This window comes from Tissierella sp. P1, assembly GCF_002266425.1.
GTDB classification, from domain to species: domain Bacteria; phylum Bacillota; class Clostridia; order Tissierellales; family Tissierellaceae; genus Tissierella; species Tissierella carlieri.
This window is the reverse complement of record NZ_NPMN01000008.1, coordinates 16915-34672: the sequence shown is the minus strand read 5'-3', so window position 1 is coordinate 34672 and position 17758 is coordinate 16915. Positions and strand designations below refer to the sequence as shown.

Annotated in this window: 15 protein-coding genes; all 15 read right to left on the bottom strand. The window is 31.3% G+C overall.

Going from position 1 to position 17758, the window contains the following annotated elements; translation table 11 throughout:
* Nucleotides 1-24: 24 nt before the first annotated feature.
* The 15 genes from CIW83_RS07300 to CIW83_RS07235 all read right to left on the bottom strand — a co-directional run bounded on the left by CIW83_RS07300 (nucleotide 25) and on the right by CIW83_RS07235 (nucleotide 17657).
* Nucleotides 25-852 (bottom strand): DegV family protein, encoded by an 828-nt coding sequence (locus CIW83_RS07300; RefSeq protein WP_094900192.1) that lies wholly within the window; start codon nucleotides 850-852, stop codon nucleotides 25-27.
* Between the two features lie 209 nt (nucleotides 853-1061).
* A complete protein-coding gene (locus CIW83_RS07295; protein ID WP_094900191.1) occupies nucleotides 1062-2858 on the bottom strand; it encodes an FAD-dependent oxidoreductase in 1797 nt (598 codons plus the stop codon).
* Nucleotides 2859-2976: 118 nt separating this feature from the next.
* Nucleotides 2977-4215, bottom strand: a complete 1239-nt coding sequence (locus CIW83_RS07290; protein ID WP_158220041.1) for a MerR family transcriptional regulator — start codon at nucleotides 4213-4215, stop codon at nucleotides 2977-2979.
* Between the two features lie 147 nt (nucleotides 4216-4362).
* Entirely contained in the window at nucleotides 4363-4926 is a 564-nt protein-coding gene (locus tag CIW83_RS07285; protein ID WP_094900189.1) for a hypothetical protein, read from the bottom strand.
* Nucleotides 4926-5825, bottom strand: a complete 900-nt coding sequence (locus CIW83_RS07280) for a hypothetical protein (protein WP_143598531.1) — start codon at nucleotides 5823-5825, stop codon at nucleotides 4926-4928. Before CIW83_RS07280 ends, CIW83_RS07285 begins: the two co-directional genes overlap by 1 nt.
* 26 nt (nucleotides 5826-5851) lie before the next feature.
* Complete coding sequence (locus CIW83_RS24275; protein WP_255374302.1) at nucleotides 5852-5983, bottom strand: hypothetical protein; 132 nt, start codon at nucleotides 5981-5983, stop codon at nucleotides 5852-5854.
* A 219-nt stretch (nucleotides 5984-6202) separates the two neighbouring features.
* Entirely contained in the window at nucleotides 6203-6583 is a 381-nt protein-coding gene (locus CIW83_RS07275; RefSeq protein ID WP_094900187.1) for a hypothetical protein, read from the bottom strand.
* A gap of 112 nt (nucleotides 6584-6695) precedes the next feature.
* The gene (locus CIW83_RS07270) at nucleotides 6696-8726 is read right to left on the bottom strand and encodes a DUF262 domain-containing protein (RefSeq protein ID WP_094900186.1); all 2031 of its coding nucleotides are present in this window, start codon (nucleotides 8724-8726) and stop codon (nucleotides 6696-6698) included.
* 20 nt (nucleotides 8727-8746) lie between these two features.
* Nucleotides 8747-11986, bottom strand: coding sequence for a type I restriction endonuclease subunit R (locus CIW83_RS07265; RefSeq protein ID WP_201259719.1), 3240 nt, complete (start codon nucleotides 11984-11986; stop codon nucleotides 8747-8749).
* Nucleotides 11973-12215 carry a hypothetical protein gene (locus CIW83_RS07260; protein WP_235601254.1) on the bottom strand — a complete coding sequence of 81 codons (243 nt, stop codon included), beginning with the start codon at nucleotides 12213-12215 and terminating at the stop codon, nucleotides 11973-11975. Before CIW83_RS07260 ends, CIW83_RS07265 begins: the two co-directional genes overlap by 14 nt.
* Entirely contained in the window at nucleotides 12212-13492 is a 1281-nt protein-coding gene (locus CIW83_RS07255; protein ID WP_201259718.1) for a restriction endonuclease subunit S, read from the bottom strand. The genes CIW83_RS07260 and CIW83_RS07255 overlap by 4 nt, the downstream gene beginning before the upstream one ends.
* Nucleotides 13493-13584: 92 nt before the next feature.
* Nucleotides 13585-15243, bottom strand: coding sequence for a class I SAM-dependent DNA methyltransferase (locus CIW83_RS07250; RefSeq protein WP_094900184.1), 1659 nt, complete (start codon nucleotides 15241-15243; stop codon nucleotides 13585-13587).
* A 17-nt stretch (nucleotides 15244-15260) separates the two neighbouring features.
* On the bottom strand, nucleotides 15261-15854 hold the full coding sequence (locus tag CIW83_RS07245) for a helix-turn-helix domain-containing protein (protein WP_094900183.1): 594 nt from the start codon (nucleotides 15852-15854) through the stop codon (nucleotides 15261-15263).
* Between the two features lie 156 nt (nucleotides 15855-16010).
* Nucleotides 16011-16244: a hypothetical protein gene (locus CIW83_RS07240; RefSeq protein WP_094900182.1), complete on the bottom strand. Its 234-nt coding sequence runs from the start codon at nucleotides 16242-16244 to the stop codon at nucleotides 16011-16013.
* A 162-nt stretch (nucleotides 16245-16406) separates the two neighbouring features.
* Entirely contained in the window at nucleotides 16407-17657 is a 1251-nt protein-coding gene (locus tag CIW83_RS07235) for a DEAD/DEAH box helicase (RefSeq protein WP_094900181.1), read from the bottom strand.
* Nucleotides 17658-17758 lie beyond the last annotated feature (101 nt).

The window sequence follows — 17758 nt, the reverse complement described above, 5'->3', positions numbered from 1 at the left end:
TATTTATAATTAAATATATAATATTTAATAAAAACAAATTCCTATTCCCTTAGGCCCTAAATGTGCTCCAACAACCGGGCCTAATTCATCAATTGTTATTACAGCATTAGGAAACATTTCTTCTAATTTATTTTTTAATTTCCTAGCATCTTCTACATCTAAAACATGGCATACCCCTATTTTTTCAACATTAGATGGAACCTTGTCTATTATAGCCGATAATGCCTTATTTTTCCCTCTTAATTTTTCTAAAAGCTTAAGTTCTCCATTATTTAGCTCAATTATAGGTTTAATATTTAATAGATTACCTACTGTTGCTTGAACTGCTGAGAGTCTACCACCTCTACTTAAATATTCTAAGGTCTCAGTAGTCAAATACACATGCATTTTCATCTTTTTATAATTTAAATGGTTTTCAATTTCTCTAGATGTTTTTTCTTCCTTAGCCATCTTCACAGCATCCTCAACTAGAAATCTTAGATTTGAAGCTGCCATCTGCGAATCAACAATAGTAATCATTTTATTCTCTAACATATTTTTTGCAAGCACTGCACTGTTATAAGTGCCACTTAATTTAGAGGATAAAACAATGGCTATTATCTCATCATATCCTTCTTCGAAAGCCTTATTAAAAGCATCTAAAAACTCACCTGCCGCAGGCTGGGATGTAGAAGGAAATAGTTTTGTAGTACTTAACTTATTATAAAACTCATCAAATTCTCCTGGAAATGGTTCCTTACCAGTTTCCTCTCCAAATACGTAATTTAGTGGAACTATGGCTATATTTTCTTTTTCTGCATACTCTCTAGTAATATACCCCGTACTATCGGTTATTACCTTTATTTTTGGCATTTCATTACCTCCCTTTATTTATAATAATTCTGCTATTAATTAATTAATAGCAGAATTATTATATTATTTCATACTTTTATTTATTTTACAACTATTTCTTCTTTCTTATTACCCATTTTATAAGATATATTAGAAATATTATAAAACCCTCCATTATATTATCACTACATGAGAAAGCCTAGGATTAAAAGCTCCTAGGCTCAACCCCATTATTTAATTGATTTAGCTGCATGTTCCCCACTTATACGTCCACTAGTAACTGCTAATTGAACAGCACTTCCTGACATATAAACTTGATTATACATATTTCTATTTGAACACTCTCCACCTGCATATAGGTTATTAATTATAGAGCCATCTTCCCTTAGTACTCTGTAATATTCGTCAGTTTTTACACCACCGAATGTGCCCATTGTCTTAGGATAAAATCTTAATGCATAATATGGTCCTGCATTAATAGGTACTAGCATTTCTTTCATCTTACCAAACTGATCATTTCCTGTTTCACATCCCTCATTAAAGGTCTTTATAGTATTTGTCAATGAATCAGTTGGCACTCCCATTGCATTTGCCAGTTCTTCTATGGTATTTCCTGTAGCTATTTCTTCATTTGGTAAAGCTGATTTAAATAGTTCAGTGGCCTTAATATTAGATTCCTTTGAATCTAGAATCATCCAAACACTTTTCTCACCAGCAACCTCATTAGTTACAATTGAATAATGGCTTGCTTCATTAAAAAACCTTTCTCCTTTTTCATTTACTAAAATCTTAGAGCTATCCCAATCTAATATTCTTAGCTCCGGAACACGAGATGTAATACCTAAACCTATTACCCATGGATCTTCATATAAAGCTGCTCCAATTTTCTCAGCCATCAGGATTCCATCACCTGTACTACCTACGGTAGCAGCACTTAACTCTGCAGTTCCTGCCATCTCAGGAATAAAACGATTTAATAATTCCTCATTCTTAGCAAAACCACCAGCTGCTAAAATTACCTTCTTGGCATTTACTTTGATTTTTCCATCTTTCCCTTCCGCAATAACACCTATTACATCACCATTACTGTTAGTAACTAATTCTGTTACTTTTGTTTCAGTAAGTATTTTAACACCTTTCTCAGTTATATACTTTTCAATATTTCCAGTTAAAGCGCTTCCATTACCACCATCTGGAAAATGTAGTCTTGGAACTGGATCAAAACCGAAACCTTCTATTTTTCCATATTTATGCTTAATAGTATCAACTAGCCAGTGAGTGGTCTTAATTGCTTCATCCATAAATTTATCCACTCTATTATAATCAGGATACTTACCATCTGGATTACTAGTGTTTTGACGCTCCTTCCATAAAGTCATCCACGACTCTTTAGTATCTTTTATGCCAAGCTCCTCTTGAAATCGAGAACCAGTAGCAGAAATTCCTCCGCCTGATAATGCAGTAGAACCTCCTACAGCAGCAAGTTTTTCTAAAAGAATCACATCTGCACCATTTTCATAGGCTGAAGCTGCTGCTGCAAGACCAGTACCTCCACCACCAACAACTACTATATCAGTTGTCAATTCTGTCTCAGATACAGACGCATCATTGTTACCTGCTGCAGCCTTAAGAACATCTACATCTCCACCTGCTTGTTTTACACAATCCTCAACAGCTGCTAATATAGCATTAGAAGTCATAGTAGCTCCTGCCACAGTATCTACTGACAAAGTTTGACCTTCAACTATACTACTTGGTATACGTTGGATTGGTGTATCACTTAATCCAGGGGTTTCACTATGTTCTTTAACAGTTACTGACACAATAGACTTTTCATCAAATACTACTTCCACCGTTACATCACCATTGTTACCCTTTGATGTCGCTGTATATGTACCTGGTTTAAAAGTAGTTTCACTGTTTATATTATCCTTTGGAGCATCAGTAGGTGTATCTTTTGTACAACCTACAATGCCAAGCATAAGTATTATGCACAGTAACATACTTAATGACTTTTTAAATTTCATATAAAATACCTCCTTGTTTGATTTATATTTAACTAATTAAATTTTATATTCTTGGGTTAAAGCTACGTCAATATAATATTTTCATAAAATTAATATAAGAAAGGCAATAAAACTTGGGCTAACCCAATGTTTCATTGCCTTTCTTTCTTCCTGCATATACTGTCATATATAACTCTCTATTTCTTATATCTAAATTAAAAGGATTATTCTCTATTATAGGTCCAATATCGGTTATTTCTAGTTTCTCAAAACTGGCATCCTCTAATCTTTCTAAATTCTTTTCTCTGTTATAAACTTCCTTTTTCTTAGGTAACAACGACTCAAAATCCTTTGATTTTTTATCGAAATAATGATATGTCCCAACTAAAATTCCATTTTCCTTCATTAATGAAGAGCATATAATTGGAAGTGATTTATCTTCTGTCTCAGCATAAATCTTAGTCATACCATGATCGATAATAAGATCAACACTTGAATTTCCAATAGGTAATCTGTCTACATCACAACATAAGAAAATAAAGTTACTATGACTATAATGGAATTCTATATTAGTCTTTATATTGGTCAATCTGTCTTTATCATAACAGACAAGAATATATGTAGAATCTTTAGGTAAGTTCTTTATGTATTGCATTAGGAAAGAACCTACGCAATGATCTAATTCTAATATATACTTAGGCTCTTTTGTATATCTTAATATATAATCAATTGATTTAGCCATACCATTATAATAGAAATTAATAAATTTAGGAGATGCTGCATTTAAAAATTCCTTTTTAGTCGGCATAGTTTTGCTATTTAATTTTTTCTCTTTTACTGCCTTCTCATCTACATATATTCCATTTTCAATAGAAGCTATGAATCCACATTTGCACTTGATTTTTCCTGCCATAATCATGCTCTTTTCTATAATTCCATTAAAAATTTCCATTATAGAGCCACAGTATGGACACTTTATAATTTCAATTGAAGATAGGGGCAACCCTAATTTTGATAATTTATCTTCATCTAATTGAAGCTTCATTATTTTATCACTAATAAAAGTACCCATAGTTTTATATTTTTCTATTTTCTCTTCAAAATCTTTCTTTTTATCTTCTAATAGAGACAAGTAATATTTTCTATATTCGATGGTCATATCTCCAGCAAGACGATGATAACATAATAGCTCTTGGATCTCGGATAAGGAAAAACCCATTGACTTTAGTTCAATAATATTTTCTAAGTCCCAGCTATCACTCTCATCGAATCTATAATGTCCACCTTTTTTCTCAGTTATCAAAAGTCCCATATCTAAATAATGTCTTATTGTATCATGTGTTGTATTATGTTTCTGTGCAAATTCACCTATTCTCATTTTACCATCTCCCTTCATTTAATTGTATTAGTAAAATGATTACACTTATTATTTTATCATAACTTTCAAAGTCGTTAAACAATTGTTTAGACTTTGAATAAATACGTACTTAGTCATATTATTAGGGCATTTTGCAATAATTTTAACCTATTCATCTGAAAGTTCAACTTCAATAAATAATTTCTTTAATCTGCCAATTAATACCATCATAAATATTCTTAAAATAATTGCAATGAAAGCTACAACAGACATCAATATCCTAAAATTAAATAATAATGCAAAGCTCATTAAGGAAATATTAATAATTGAACAAATTGTGTAGGTTCTTAGTTTTCCTATATTTTCATTAGCCACCTCAGAATAATCATTAGTATCTAAATATTCAATAGAGGATTCTAGTGTTTTGAAAAACAAAATTAACTCAATAACATTATACATTATGGCCCAAATTGACATAGCTATGGAACTATTTAAAGAGCCATTAGAAAAATAATCTATTACTCCACCTATAAATGATATACTCGTAGCTAATATCCCCATATTGTGCACCTTATGAAATAATTTTAGCTTAGTTTCTTCATATAGTATTCCTAATCCCCTAGAGATTACCAGCAGTCCTACAAAGGCTGGAAAAATTTTCATTGTTCCAAATTTTATGTTAAACGTTGCAATAAAGATTCCCCAAAAGATTTTATTATACCCTTCATACATTAGATCTCACCCCTTGCCTTTAAATACTTGATTATTTCCCAAGTACTAATATCGTAATTTGTATATTTAATACCATGCACTCGTCTATAGAAGAGGTCTTCATTTGAATCCTTATAATAAATCTTCGGCTCTATATTATATAGATTAAATTTTCTTAAGATATCCTTTGGATGCTTAAATACTGAATTTATTCTTAGAACATCATTATTTTTATATTGGATTTCTGAGATATCACCATAACCAATATCTCCTATTTTTATTTCTACTAAATCATCTACATCCTTTAATAAGGAAGACTTCACATTTGTTATAGTTATATCTTCTTTGACTTCCATTATCGCTGATGAGGTTCCATCAGAAGAACTAGTGCTACTGTAAGATTTCAAATGTTCATTTTTATAATTGTTATCTTCATCATAGTAATTATAAAATATTATTCTACCAAGGTTTACATCTATTACATCGCCATCATCAAAAGTAATCCTTGCATTATTTAATTCAATTTCATCAAATTCTCCTAAACTTCTTATATCCATTGTAACGTAAAGGTTTCGAATAACATATCTACCATAGACTTCTTCTCTAAAATTGCTACCCCATAGAAATATAGGAAATATATCTCTCCTACTACTATAGTTCCCTGCATATAACACAAGGTTAGGATATTCCTCAAAATAAATATCAGTAATTCTTCTCTTATCTGAAATATTGGTTATGTATTTTAAAACAAACTCATCTTCTCTATATGAATTACTAGAAACCTCAAGCATTGTTTCTATATAATTCTTAAAAAATACTGGTTTATCTAATTTCATAAACATAGCAAGTCCTAGAGAAATTATTATAGATAAGCTGATAATGATTATTCCCATTTTTAAGATTTTTCTATTTAACTCCATAGAATCACCCTCCTCCATATATCTTATCATATATCATATATTATGATGCTAAATTTCCTCTTATAGATTTTTCTGCAGCATTTATCTCTGGTTTTGTCATTCTTTCTGTTATATTTCTGTACTCGATAAAAAGCTGTTTCAAATTGTTCTTCAGTCATAAACGATACCCCTTCTTATTTAATTGTATCTTGTTTCCAATTAAAAAACATTAATATATTAAGTGATTATACTAATGTCTTTTTATAAGTATGATTATTATATTTACTTTTTATTTTCCTCTACTTCCCATTTGTTTTGGTGAAACTTCCATTAGATTCCACCTATTTTTTCAATCTATCTATAGTTCTAAATATTGATATGTCCTATCTTGGCTTAGGTTAGCTTATAATACTACAAACATATTTCTTCTGATCCCTTATATCTCCGTCAATTAACATTGTTATTTTTTCAAGATTAACAGGCTGTAAGATAACACTTGCTATTTTGCCAATAGATACTGGGTTATTAATATCTATCTTTTGAACAACTGTTACATCTGAAAGCACTGCATATGGTATAGTTCCTGCTTTATCTCCAACTCCACTCCTAGCATAAACTGCTAATTGATATAACATATCTCTAGGTAAATTTCTATCCCATAAATCCCTATATTTAGCATCTAGCAACTTTACCACATTACCATTTTTCATAAGAGCAAAATCTAGTCTTGGTGTTGATGAACGTCTTCCCCTTGGGTTGTGTGCTAGAGTATAATCCAATAGTATTTAATTCTTTCCTTATTATCCTATTTTATAGCATACTAATAAAGTAAGTTAGTTGACTGGCACTGATATCTTAATTCAAGAATTCACAATTGTTTATCAAATGACTTTAATTTTTTCTAAAATCATCAATAAATCTAGAATTACCATCATCATCTATATACTTCCAAAACTTCCATCCATTAGTGGATGTATCTGTTTTACCACTTAAATCTTCCTTAGCCTTATCTGCAGCCAGAGATACTGAATAATTATTTCCCGCATAAAAGATATTCTGTGTATCAATATTAAAGGTTGCTTCAACCTTATTTCTATAGTAATTTGCATGAATCTTTATAGTACCAGTATTTTTTATAATAGGCTGTTTATAAAAGTCATCAAATATTGCTTTTTCTTTAGACATTACATACTTATCAATTAAATCCATAATTAGATTTGCTCTAACTTCTAAAAAATCAGTATAAAAATCATCATATAAGCCACTTAGTATATCTTCTGGTATCAAATGATATTTTAAGCTCTTATCAAGTGCAGGATTGTTCAGTTTTAGCTCTTTTAAATAAATTGAAGGAGCTTTTTTACCAATCTTGATATTTGTTATCTTAGGAATTAATGTTCTATTTGCTACACTATCTATTAAGGAAATAGCATTTTCATCATCCTTAAAAGAAGTTTTTAAATACTCAACTGGGAATATATGGTGATCTTCAATTTTATCATAAATCGTCAATTTATTACTATTCGGCCAATCAATAAGCCCACCAGCATCAAAATTAATCATATTTAAGATACCCTTATAAACTACACTACCCTTTTTATTAAATGTTAGAATATCGTCAGCCATCATTTGAATCTTTAATCTAGTAAAATAAGATCTATCGCTTATTTTTTTATTTCTTGCAATATTGCTTAAAGCTATGGAATCTTGGATAATTACTTCATTTGAACCTGAAGAATATCTTTGAGACAAAATTGAAGCCCAATACCAATATTTAATAAAATCCAGTTGTTTCTCATTCATTTGAGAAAAGTCATTGCTTTTTAATTCACGTAAAAACATAATCAAAGGTATTATCATATTTTCATATGGCATCCAAGATTGAGATAAGATAAAATTACCTTTATACAGAAAATCTAAAGCTTTTTTATAATAATTGCAAACTTCATTCCAATATTCTACGAAATGCACATAATTTAAACTACCTAATATATATGACCTATTAACCTCCTTCCCATTACTCACAATATATGCTATAGCTCTTACTATGATTTCCCGATTAAATACATAGCCTGTATCAGCAAAGGCAACCTGTAACTCTTCAACCTTCTCTCTTAAATTAAATCCTTTATATAGTTTGGCTGCAAGTATATCAATAAAGTTCAACTGAATACCTTTACTATTACTTCTCTCAAAGAATAATGAAAATTTATCAGTATTCATATTTAAAAGGTAATAAGAAAGTAGTTTCTCACTGGATAATAGTGAATCAATTTTCTTACATACTATTAAATACCTTCTGAAATTAGATATCAATTCATCATCATCCATCCCAGCAGTAAATGTTAAATTATCAAAGTAAGTCTTTCTAATATCATCCTCAAAAAGATTATCTATTGCTATTTTGTATGCATGAGATATGTTAATAGATAATCTTTCATCATCCTCTTGTCCTCTAAATTCGTATATTAGTTCCTCAAGACTTCTATCTTTAAAATCAGTACTTTGAACATCATCATCTAATTCTTCATCATTTCTTATAATTAACCACACTTCATCAATACCTTTTAATGCTCTATACAAAGATGTAATTCTTTGTTGCCCATCAAGTACAAGTCTAAAATTATTTATTTGAGTTTCACTTTTAATTTCTTCTTTACTATATGATTTAATCTTTAATTTAGCTCTGCTTCCAATACCCTTCCTTGGTCTTTTATCAATTTCTCTAACCGTAATTTCAAAAGAAGGTTTTCCATAAATAATTGCACCAATGAAAATATCTCTTACTAAAGAATCAAATAAATCATATGTTTTCCCTATATCCCAGACAAAATCTCTTTGGAACTCTGGCAAAACGATATTTCCTTTATCTACATCATTTATCAAAGACTTTATTGATTCTGCTCTTTGCGGATCGATCATGTTTCCCCCCCTGTTCTTATCTACCTCATCAAATAATCCTGATCATCCTCAGCCACCATATCATAATCCATTCCGTCCATATACACATTCCCACACATCTTCTCAGCCTGCCTCATAACAACCTTAAGGGCATTTTTTGCTTCTTCTGGTGGGTAATCGTATTTTGCAAGAAGTCTTTTTATTATTCTTCTCATACCAGCTTGAGCACTTCTTCTTATGCTCCAATCGATGGTAATATTATTTCTAATAGCTCGAGTCAATTCTTGAGCAATTTTCTTTAAAATCTCATCATCCATGGATTTTCTTACTGCATCATCAGCTGTTAGAGCATAATAAAATGCTATTTCATCTTCACTAAGGCCTAGTTCCTTTTCTTCTTCATTTGCTTTCTTTATCTCGTGAGCCATTCTAATTAGTTCCTCTATAACCTCAGCATTGGTAATAGCTTGGTTACGATATTTATTTAAAGCTTTTTTTAGTTTCTCTGAAAACTTTTCAGATTTAACTAAATTAGTTCTTTCCATGGATTTTATATTACCTTCTAAGAGTTTCTTAAGCATTTCTACTGCTAGATTTTTTTGTTTCATCCCTCTAACTTCTTCTAAGAACTCCTCAGATAAGATAGAAACCTCTGGTCTTTTAAGTCCCATAACATCAAATACATCTATTACATCTTCAGAAATAATAGAACGCTCTAGCATTTGAGCTAACCTAGCTTCGATTTCTTTTTTTGACTTTCTTTGAGTACTTTTTTCTTGAAGCTTAGATAAACTAGCCTTCACAGCTTTGAAATAGCTTACTTCCAAGGCCTTTTCCTTTCCTTCATCTGTGGCAGCACATAAGGAATGAGCCTTTGCCAGTTCTATAGCAATATTTTTAAACTCTTTCTGCTCTTTTTCTGGTTTTCCAAGGATAAAATCCATACCGCCAGTAATAGCTCTGATTCTGTCCGCTTGTGATGTACCCATATATTTTGAATAATCGTAGCCATGCATCATATCTTGAAGTATTTCAAGTTTCTCAAGCATTATAGATATGGCTACAGAAGTATCAATACCTGTGTTTTTCTTATCTGAATCCGTATATTGTTTTAATGCTCTTTTTAGACTCTCGAGAATTCCAAGATAATCAACTATAACTCCACCTGATTTATCTTTAAATACCCTATTGACCCTTGCAATTGCTTGCATTAGATTGTGACCTTTCATAGGTTTGTCTACATACATGGTATGCATAGAAGGTACGTCAAAACCTGTAAGCCACATATCTCTAACTATTACAATTTTTAATTCATCATCATTATCCTTCATTCTTTTAGCTAATGTATCTCTTCTTTGTTTCCCACCTACATGCTTTTGTAATTTTTCATTGTCAGCTGCAGAGCCAGTCATTACAACCTTAATTTTCCCCTTATCTAAATCATCACTATGCCAATCTGGTCTTAATTTTACAATCTCATCATATAAATCAACACATATTCTTCTACTCATACAAACAATCATAGCTTTACCATCTATGGTCTTAGAATTTTCTTCATAATGCCCCACTATATCTTCAGCTAATTTCTTTATTCTATTAGGTGAGCCAACTACCGCCTCAAGCCTTGACCATTTAGCTTTGTTCTTTTCTCTTTCAAAATCCTCTTGTCCCTCAGTTACTTCTTCAAATTCATCATCTATTTTTGTTAATTCCTCATCATCAGTTTCCAGTTTTATAATCCTATTTTCATAATAAATCTTTACAGTTGCTTCATCTTCTACAGCTCTTGTCATGTCATATGTATCTATACAATGTCCAAATACAGCTGTTGTAGAACGATCCTCTAAATCTATAGGAGTTCCAGTAAAACCTATAAATGAAGCATTAGGCAGAGCATCTCTTAAGTATTTAGCATAGCCATATTTTACTTCTCCTGTTTTAATATCAGTTTTAGCTTCTAATCCATATTGGGACCTATGGGCCTCATCTGCAATGATGATAACATTTTTTCTATCCGTTAAAACAGGCATATCTCCATCTTCTGGTGTAAACTTTTGAATAGTAGTAAATATAATTCCACCAGATTCTCTATCATTTAATAAATCATAAAGTCCGTTTATTTCCTTTGAGTTGTTTCCTAATTGTTGAGATTTTTGAGCTTCAGTAAGTTTCCTTACATCTGCTTGCTTTGGTGTTTGTCTCAATATATCCTCTGATTTTGCAAAGGTTTCAAATAGTTGGTCGTCTAAATCATTTCTATCAGTAATGACAACAATAGTCGGATTGTTTAGTTCTTTCACTAATCTTGCAGTATAAAACACCATGGAAAAACTTTTTCCTGAGCCTTGAGTATGCCATATAACTCCTATTTTTCTATCTCCGTCTTCACTAGTAGCTTCTTTAGTTTTTTCAATGGCTTTCTTTACAGCAAAATATTGATGATAAGCTGCCATTATCTTGATAATAGTCTTCTTATCCCCTATTTTATTTCCATAAAAATCTTTCTCTTCTTCCTTAGATTCTTGGAATAAGATATAGTTTTCAATAATATCCAGTAACCTTTCCTTAGCAAGCATACCCTTAAATAAAACTTCGTACTGAGGACTAGAAAATGGTTCTATAGTTTCACCATCAATACTTCTCCAATTCATAAATCTTGCTTCATTTGAAGTAATAGTCCCTGCCTTAGCATTGATACCATCAGATAAGATACAGAAGGCATTATAGTTAAATAGTGATGGAATATCCTTTTTATATGTCTGAATCTGATTAAATGCCTCTTCAATACCTACATTTTCATCACTGGCTGATTTTAATTCAACTACAACTAATGGAATACCGTTGATAAATATAATCAGATCTGGTCTTCTCTCTTCATTTTCAACGATAGTAAATTGATTGGCTACTAAAAATTCATTGTTATCTATATTATGAAAATCAATGATATAAACTCGTTTAGTTCTAATATGTCCATTCTCTTGATAAGATACTTCCATACCTTCAACTAAAAGCTTATGAAAATATCTATTATTTTCTTCTAGCATCGGACTATTGAAGGTAATTATTTGTCTATAAGCCTCCTCCAATGCTTCTTCTGGTAAGTCTCTATTTATTCTAAATAATGCATCCTTTACCCTTTGCTCTAATATAACTTCACGATAATCCTTTCTTTCAGGATATTCTCCATCAAAAGATATATCTGGAGCAAATTTATAATCATAACCTAATTCTTGTAAAATCTCTATGGCAGCTTGTTCTAATGATTCTTCAGTGAAATTCAATATGATTTCCCCCTTTCGGACTTTTACTATTTAAACAATTTCTTGAATAATTTAAAAATATCAAAGGTGGTTCTATTATAAACCTTGTTATATACATATTTCTTAGGATTTCTAATCCATCCATATCCCCTAGCATCTTAAGTCCTCCACGGTGGACCATTTGCCTTTTTATACTTGTTCTTGCTGATATACGTTTTTTAAAGCTTAGTTTTCTTGGTCCAAATTTCATAGGATCTCATCCTCCTCTAATGGGACACGAATTTCTCCTGACATTAGTTTTGGGAGAAGGGTGTCTCGGAGGCCGGATAGAACTTGGTTCTCTGATTCTCTAACCTCTATTTTTATAAAAGCATTACTAATTATATTTTTAAATTTATCTAAAATACTTTTTTCTGGAATTATAGAAGGAATTTTATTCATTTCACCTCCAGAAATTTCTTTAAATGTTGATCCTGATGCTCTGTTTTTAATAACTTCGATATTCTCTCTTAGCCAACAGTAAATAAATTCACTACTAAAACCTTTAGAGATTCTAGGCACTATTGATTTAAAACCTTGATTTGTTGTTATTTCATTCTTAGATATAGCTATGTATCCTATAGGTGCTCTTGAACTAAATAAAACAGTTCCCTTAGGCATTTTTCTTACGCTTGTACTTTTATAAGCCTCTTCAGTAATATCAAGTGCTCCTCTACTAATAAACAAATTCTTATTCTCTGATAAATCTTTTGGTGTAACCCATGGTATCCCTTTTTCTACAAAATACTCCTCTTTTTTCTTTGAAGGTGTTGCTCCACCAACCACATCTCCTAGTTCTTGTATAGTTCCAACTTCCCACCCCTTAGGAATCATTCCAAGTTCACTTTCAACCATTTCACCACCACTAGATTTATAAGGCTCTTCATTTTCATTTGGAAATTCAAAATCTATAAACCAATGCTTAAAAATAGTTTGAGCCATCTCCTCTAGTTTTTTATTAATTTGTTTATTAACTTCAATTTTTTCATCTAGAGTTGAGAGGACATAGGCTATGGCTTTTTGTTCTTTGAGAGTTGGTAATTTAAATAATGTATTTTCAATTACATCTTTTTGGGCTCTCTGTCTTCCTGATGTTCCTGTCATAGACTTTATAGCTGTTTCTCTAATCATAGGAGATATAGCTAAATAATAAATGAAATCATTTACGGTATGTTTAGGTTTCTGTCTCAATACTATAAACTCAGTTGACCCGAAGCCTATTTCATTACCGTCTAAAATAGTTACTTGTGCAGTTTTTCCGTTCTCTAAACATGGTGTAATTCTAGCTAATAACGTATCTCCATTTCTAAATTTAGTTCCACTTTTATATTCCGTTACCTCAAATCCTTCAATTTTCCTTTGAAAGGAATTCAACATTTCCATTCCTATTTTTTTAGAAATAGTACCCTTTTTAATAGTTTCTGTTGGATTAAAGTCTATAACATCCCCTAATCTAACTTCTTCCCACTCCCTACTCACAACTCCCACCTACTTCCACCAAAACATCAAGATTCTTCGCTAAGCTCAGAATGACAAGATCTTTTCCAATTGTGAATTGTGAACTGTGAACTGTGCATTGCTTAAACCTCATACCCAATCCCCCCTAGATTCTTCCTTATTTCTTCCTCTAGGCGTCTTGACTTAGCAAATAGCTCAGATAGTTCAGATGTCAAATTCTCCATCTTCTCCTCAAAAGGTACTCCATCATCTTCTACTTCTTCGATACCTACATATCTTCCAGGAGTCAATACATATTCATGCTCCCTTATCTCATCAATTGTAGCACTATAACAAAATCCCTTTATATCTTCATATCCACCATAAATTGCAGTTTCTTCAGCAACCATAGGCAATAAGGATTCTTCACTGCGTTCAAAATGACAGGTGCTAGATCCTTCAATAACTTCAGGATGACTATCCTTGTTTTTCAATTGTGAATTGTGAACTGTGAATTGTGAATTGCTTACATTTCTCCATCCATGATAAGTATCAGCAATCTTCCTTATGTCCTCTTCCTTCAACTCTCTATGTCTTCTATCAATCATTTCACCAAGATTTCTGGCATCTATAAATAGTACTTCTCTTTCTCTACTTCTATATTTAGAATTGTTTTTCTTGTTTCTATTTAATATCCAAAGACTCACTGGTATTCCTGTTGAATAGAACAATTTATCAGGTAACGCTACGATAGCATCTACCAAATCTGATTCAAGTAAATTCTTTCTAATTTCCCCTTCATTTGAAGTATTAGAACTAAGGGAACCATTGGCTAGTACTATTCCAGCTACTCCGTTTTGTGCCAGATGATAAATCATATGTTGAAGCCATGCATAGTTGGCATTTCCTTCTGGTGGTGTTCCATATTTCCATCTTACATCATCTATTAATCTTGCTCCTCCCCAATCACTGATATTAAATGGTGGATTCGCTAAAATATAGTCTGCCTTCAATGTTTTATGCAAATCATTATGGAAGGTATCATCATGATGTGGTCCTAGATTAGCATCTAATCCTCTTATGGCAAGGTTCATTTTACAGAGTTTCCACGTAGTAGAGTTAAGCTCTTGTCCATAGATTGATAAGTTCTCAACTTTTCCCTGATGTTCTTCAACAAATTTCTCAGATTGAACAAACATACCACCACTTCCACAGCATGGGTCATAAATTCTTCCTTCATAAGGCTCAATCATTTCTACTAGAGTCTTAACTACAGATGTAGGAGTGTAGAATTCTCCTCCACTTTTACCTTCTACACTAGCAAACTGACCTAAGAAATATTCATAGACTCTTCCCAATAAATCTTTTTCTCCATTTTTATGAAGTTTTATAGTTGATATAAGGTCTATTAATTCTCCTAATCTTCTTTTATCTAGCTCAGGTCTTGCATATCTTTTATCTAGTACACCTTTTAATGTTGGATTTTCTTTTTCTATTAAAATCATTGCATCATCTATATATTGTCCTATTTTAGGGTCCTTTGCATTGTCTTTGATATAATCCCATCTTGCTTCCTTCGGAACCCAAAATATATTTTCATATGTATATTCATCTCTATCCTCTTCAAAGCCTTCTCCTTCTTCTACAAGCTCATTATATTTAGTTTCAAACTTATCTGAGATATATTTTAAGAATATAAGCCCTAATACTACATGCTTATACTCACTAGCATCCATACTACCCCTAAGTTTATCTGCTGTTTTCCACAGTGTTTCTTCAAATCCAATATTTCCTGTTGACATTAAATCTCCTCCTAATTCTAATAATTATAATCATCAAATACTTCAAATATATCTTCTTCAAATTCATCCTGCTCTGGTCCAGTGGCTACCCAATCTGGTAACACTTCATAATAATGTGCTAAGGCTTCTATAGTCTTATGAAGAATAACCTCATGCTGAACTTTTTCCAACAACTCTACAATTAATTTATAGGTATCCATATAGGGATTATTATCTACTATATCTAGTGCCTCTTTAAATCTAGATACTAGCTTTGCCTTTTCAATATCTCTTTCTATTGTATTGATTTCTTCTTTATCATAAACTGGAACTTCTACAATATCGTTGACTTTTCCTATCATAAATTGTTGCTCATGTTTTTTTATAACTGGTTTTAGATCACTTTTTAACTTTTCTTTTTGAATTTCTAATTGATCTATTTCATCTAATTCCCTAGTAAAATACTCTCCTTTTAATCCAAATAGTTCTTCCAGTATAGGTAGATATTTTTTAGGAATATTTTGTTTTCCTTTAATCCACATATTTATATTTTGTTTTCTTATACCAAGTTTTTCTGCCAGTTCTATATGCTGCATATTATACAGACTTAAAATATATTCTAATCCTATCAAACATCCACCTCCATTTTTGTTTTATTGTCTCTGTCAATATAATTATATTATACTTCTATTAATTGTCTTAGTCAATATTATAAAGAAAACATTTTTAACTATGGTATTATCTATTGCATTCGACACAAATTCCTAATTTCCTTCTTTTTTTATTATTTATATCAATATTCCCCCAAAATTCTCTACTACATCAGCTAAAGATACCTTTTTGATAAATTCAAGAATTATTCCATAAATACTTTTCTTGTATACAAATATTACCCCACCAATCCCTAAAATAATTTCTATAGTATTATCTTTTTCTATTGTTATACCTATTTCATTTACCTTGCACACTTTAAAAACAGTACCACCTGAACCTGTATCTAAAAGTACATTGTCTAAAGACATACTTTTCCTTTATAAATAAGAGTAACTTTCCAAAATAGTAGTCCTTATTTAAAATCTAAATTAATCATACTTTATTAAATAAAAAATGCTCTTTTCTAGCTAGCCTTACTTAGGATATTGTTAAAAAAGAGCACAATATTTTCAAGTTAAAGATTATTATTTCTACTTTTTCTTACCTTTTCTTTTATCAATACTTCTAATGGTCTTCTTTTTACCTGAATCTTTATTCCATCTAAAATCCTGTTTTTTATTGATTTGCTCATTAGTGTTATTCCTGTTAGTCTTATCCTTTACATTATCTTTTACAATTTTTCTTTTCTTTAGATTCATTCTTATTTTGTTTTCTATTGCAATTAAGTCCTGCTGATCCCTAGGCGTAACAAATGTAAAAGCCTTTCCAGTTTCACCAGCTCTACCTGTACGTCCTATGCGGTGAATATAGGATTCTGCATCTTCTGGTATATCATAGTTAAAAATATGAGTTATACCTTCAATGTCTAAACCACGGGCGGCAACATCTGTAGCAACAAGAAGTTGCAGTTTCATATCTCTAAAGGAATTAATTACCTTTTCACGCTTAGCTTGACTGATATCTCCGTGTATTTCATCTGAATTATATCCACGATTTCGTAAATCACTGTTAAGAGCCTTTACACGTCGCTTTGTTCTACAAAAGATTATTGCCATAAAGGGTCTTTCTTCATCTATAACACTACAAAGTGCGTCTTGCTTTCCCCTATCTGTAGTTTCTATTACTACCTGCTTTATTTCATCTAGTGTTACCTTTTCACTCTGTATCTGTATTTGGACAGGTTCCTTCATGTACCTAACAGCTAAGCTACGAAGTTGCTTTGGCATTGTAGCGGAGAACAACATGGTTTGACGTGTTTTTGAAGTTTTATATATTATTTCCTCTACATCTTTTAAAAATCCCATATTTAGCATTTCATCGGCTTCATCTAAGACAATCATTTTCACTTGACCTAAATCAATACTTTTTCTTCTCATATGATCTAATAACCTACCTGGTGTTCCAATAACTATATTAACACCCTTATTCAATTTCCTTAATTGTCTCTCAACATCTTGACCGCCATAGACTGCTAATATACTTATATTCTTAGCTTGTGTCAGCTTCTTAGCCTCATTAGTTATTTGAATTGCTAATTCTCTTGTAGGAGCTATAATTAAAGCCTGTATACATGGTTTTGTGATATCAATTGTTTCCATAATTGGTAGCATAAAAGCAAAAGTTTTACCAGTTCCGGTATGTGCTTGTGCTATTACATCTTTTCCCTTTAACAACTGGGGAATAGCTTGTTCTTGAATAGGTGTCGGCCTAGTAATTCCATCCCTTTCTAGCACTTTCTCCAGTTCCTTACTTATTCCAAGTATCTTAAAATTATTTGTCATTATATTATTACCATCCTTTTTATATTGTCATTGATATTTCCAAGTAAGTTTATCCTACTAAAATCTCTATCTTTCAATAGTAAACCCTAACTAATAGCTTT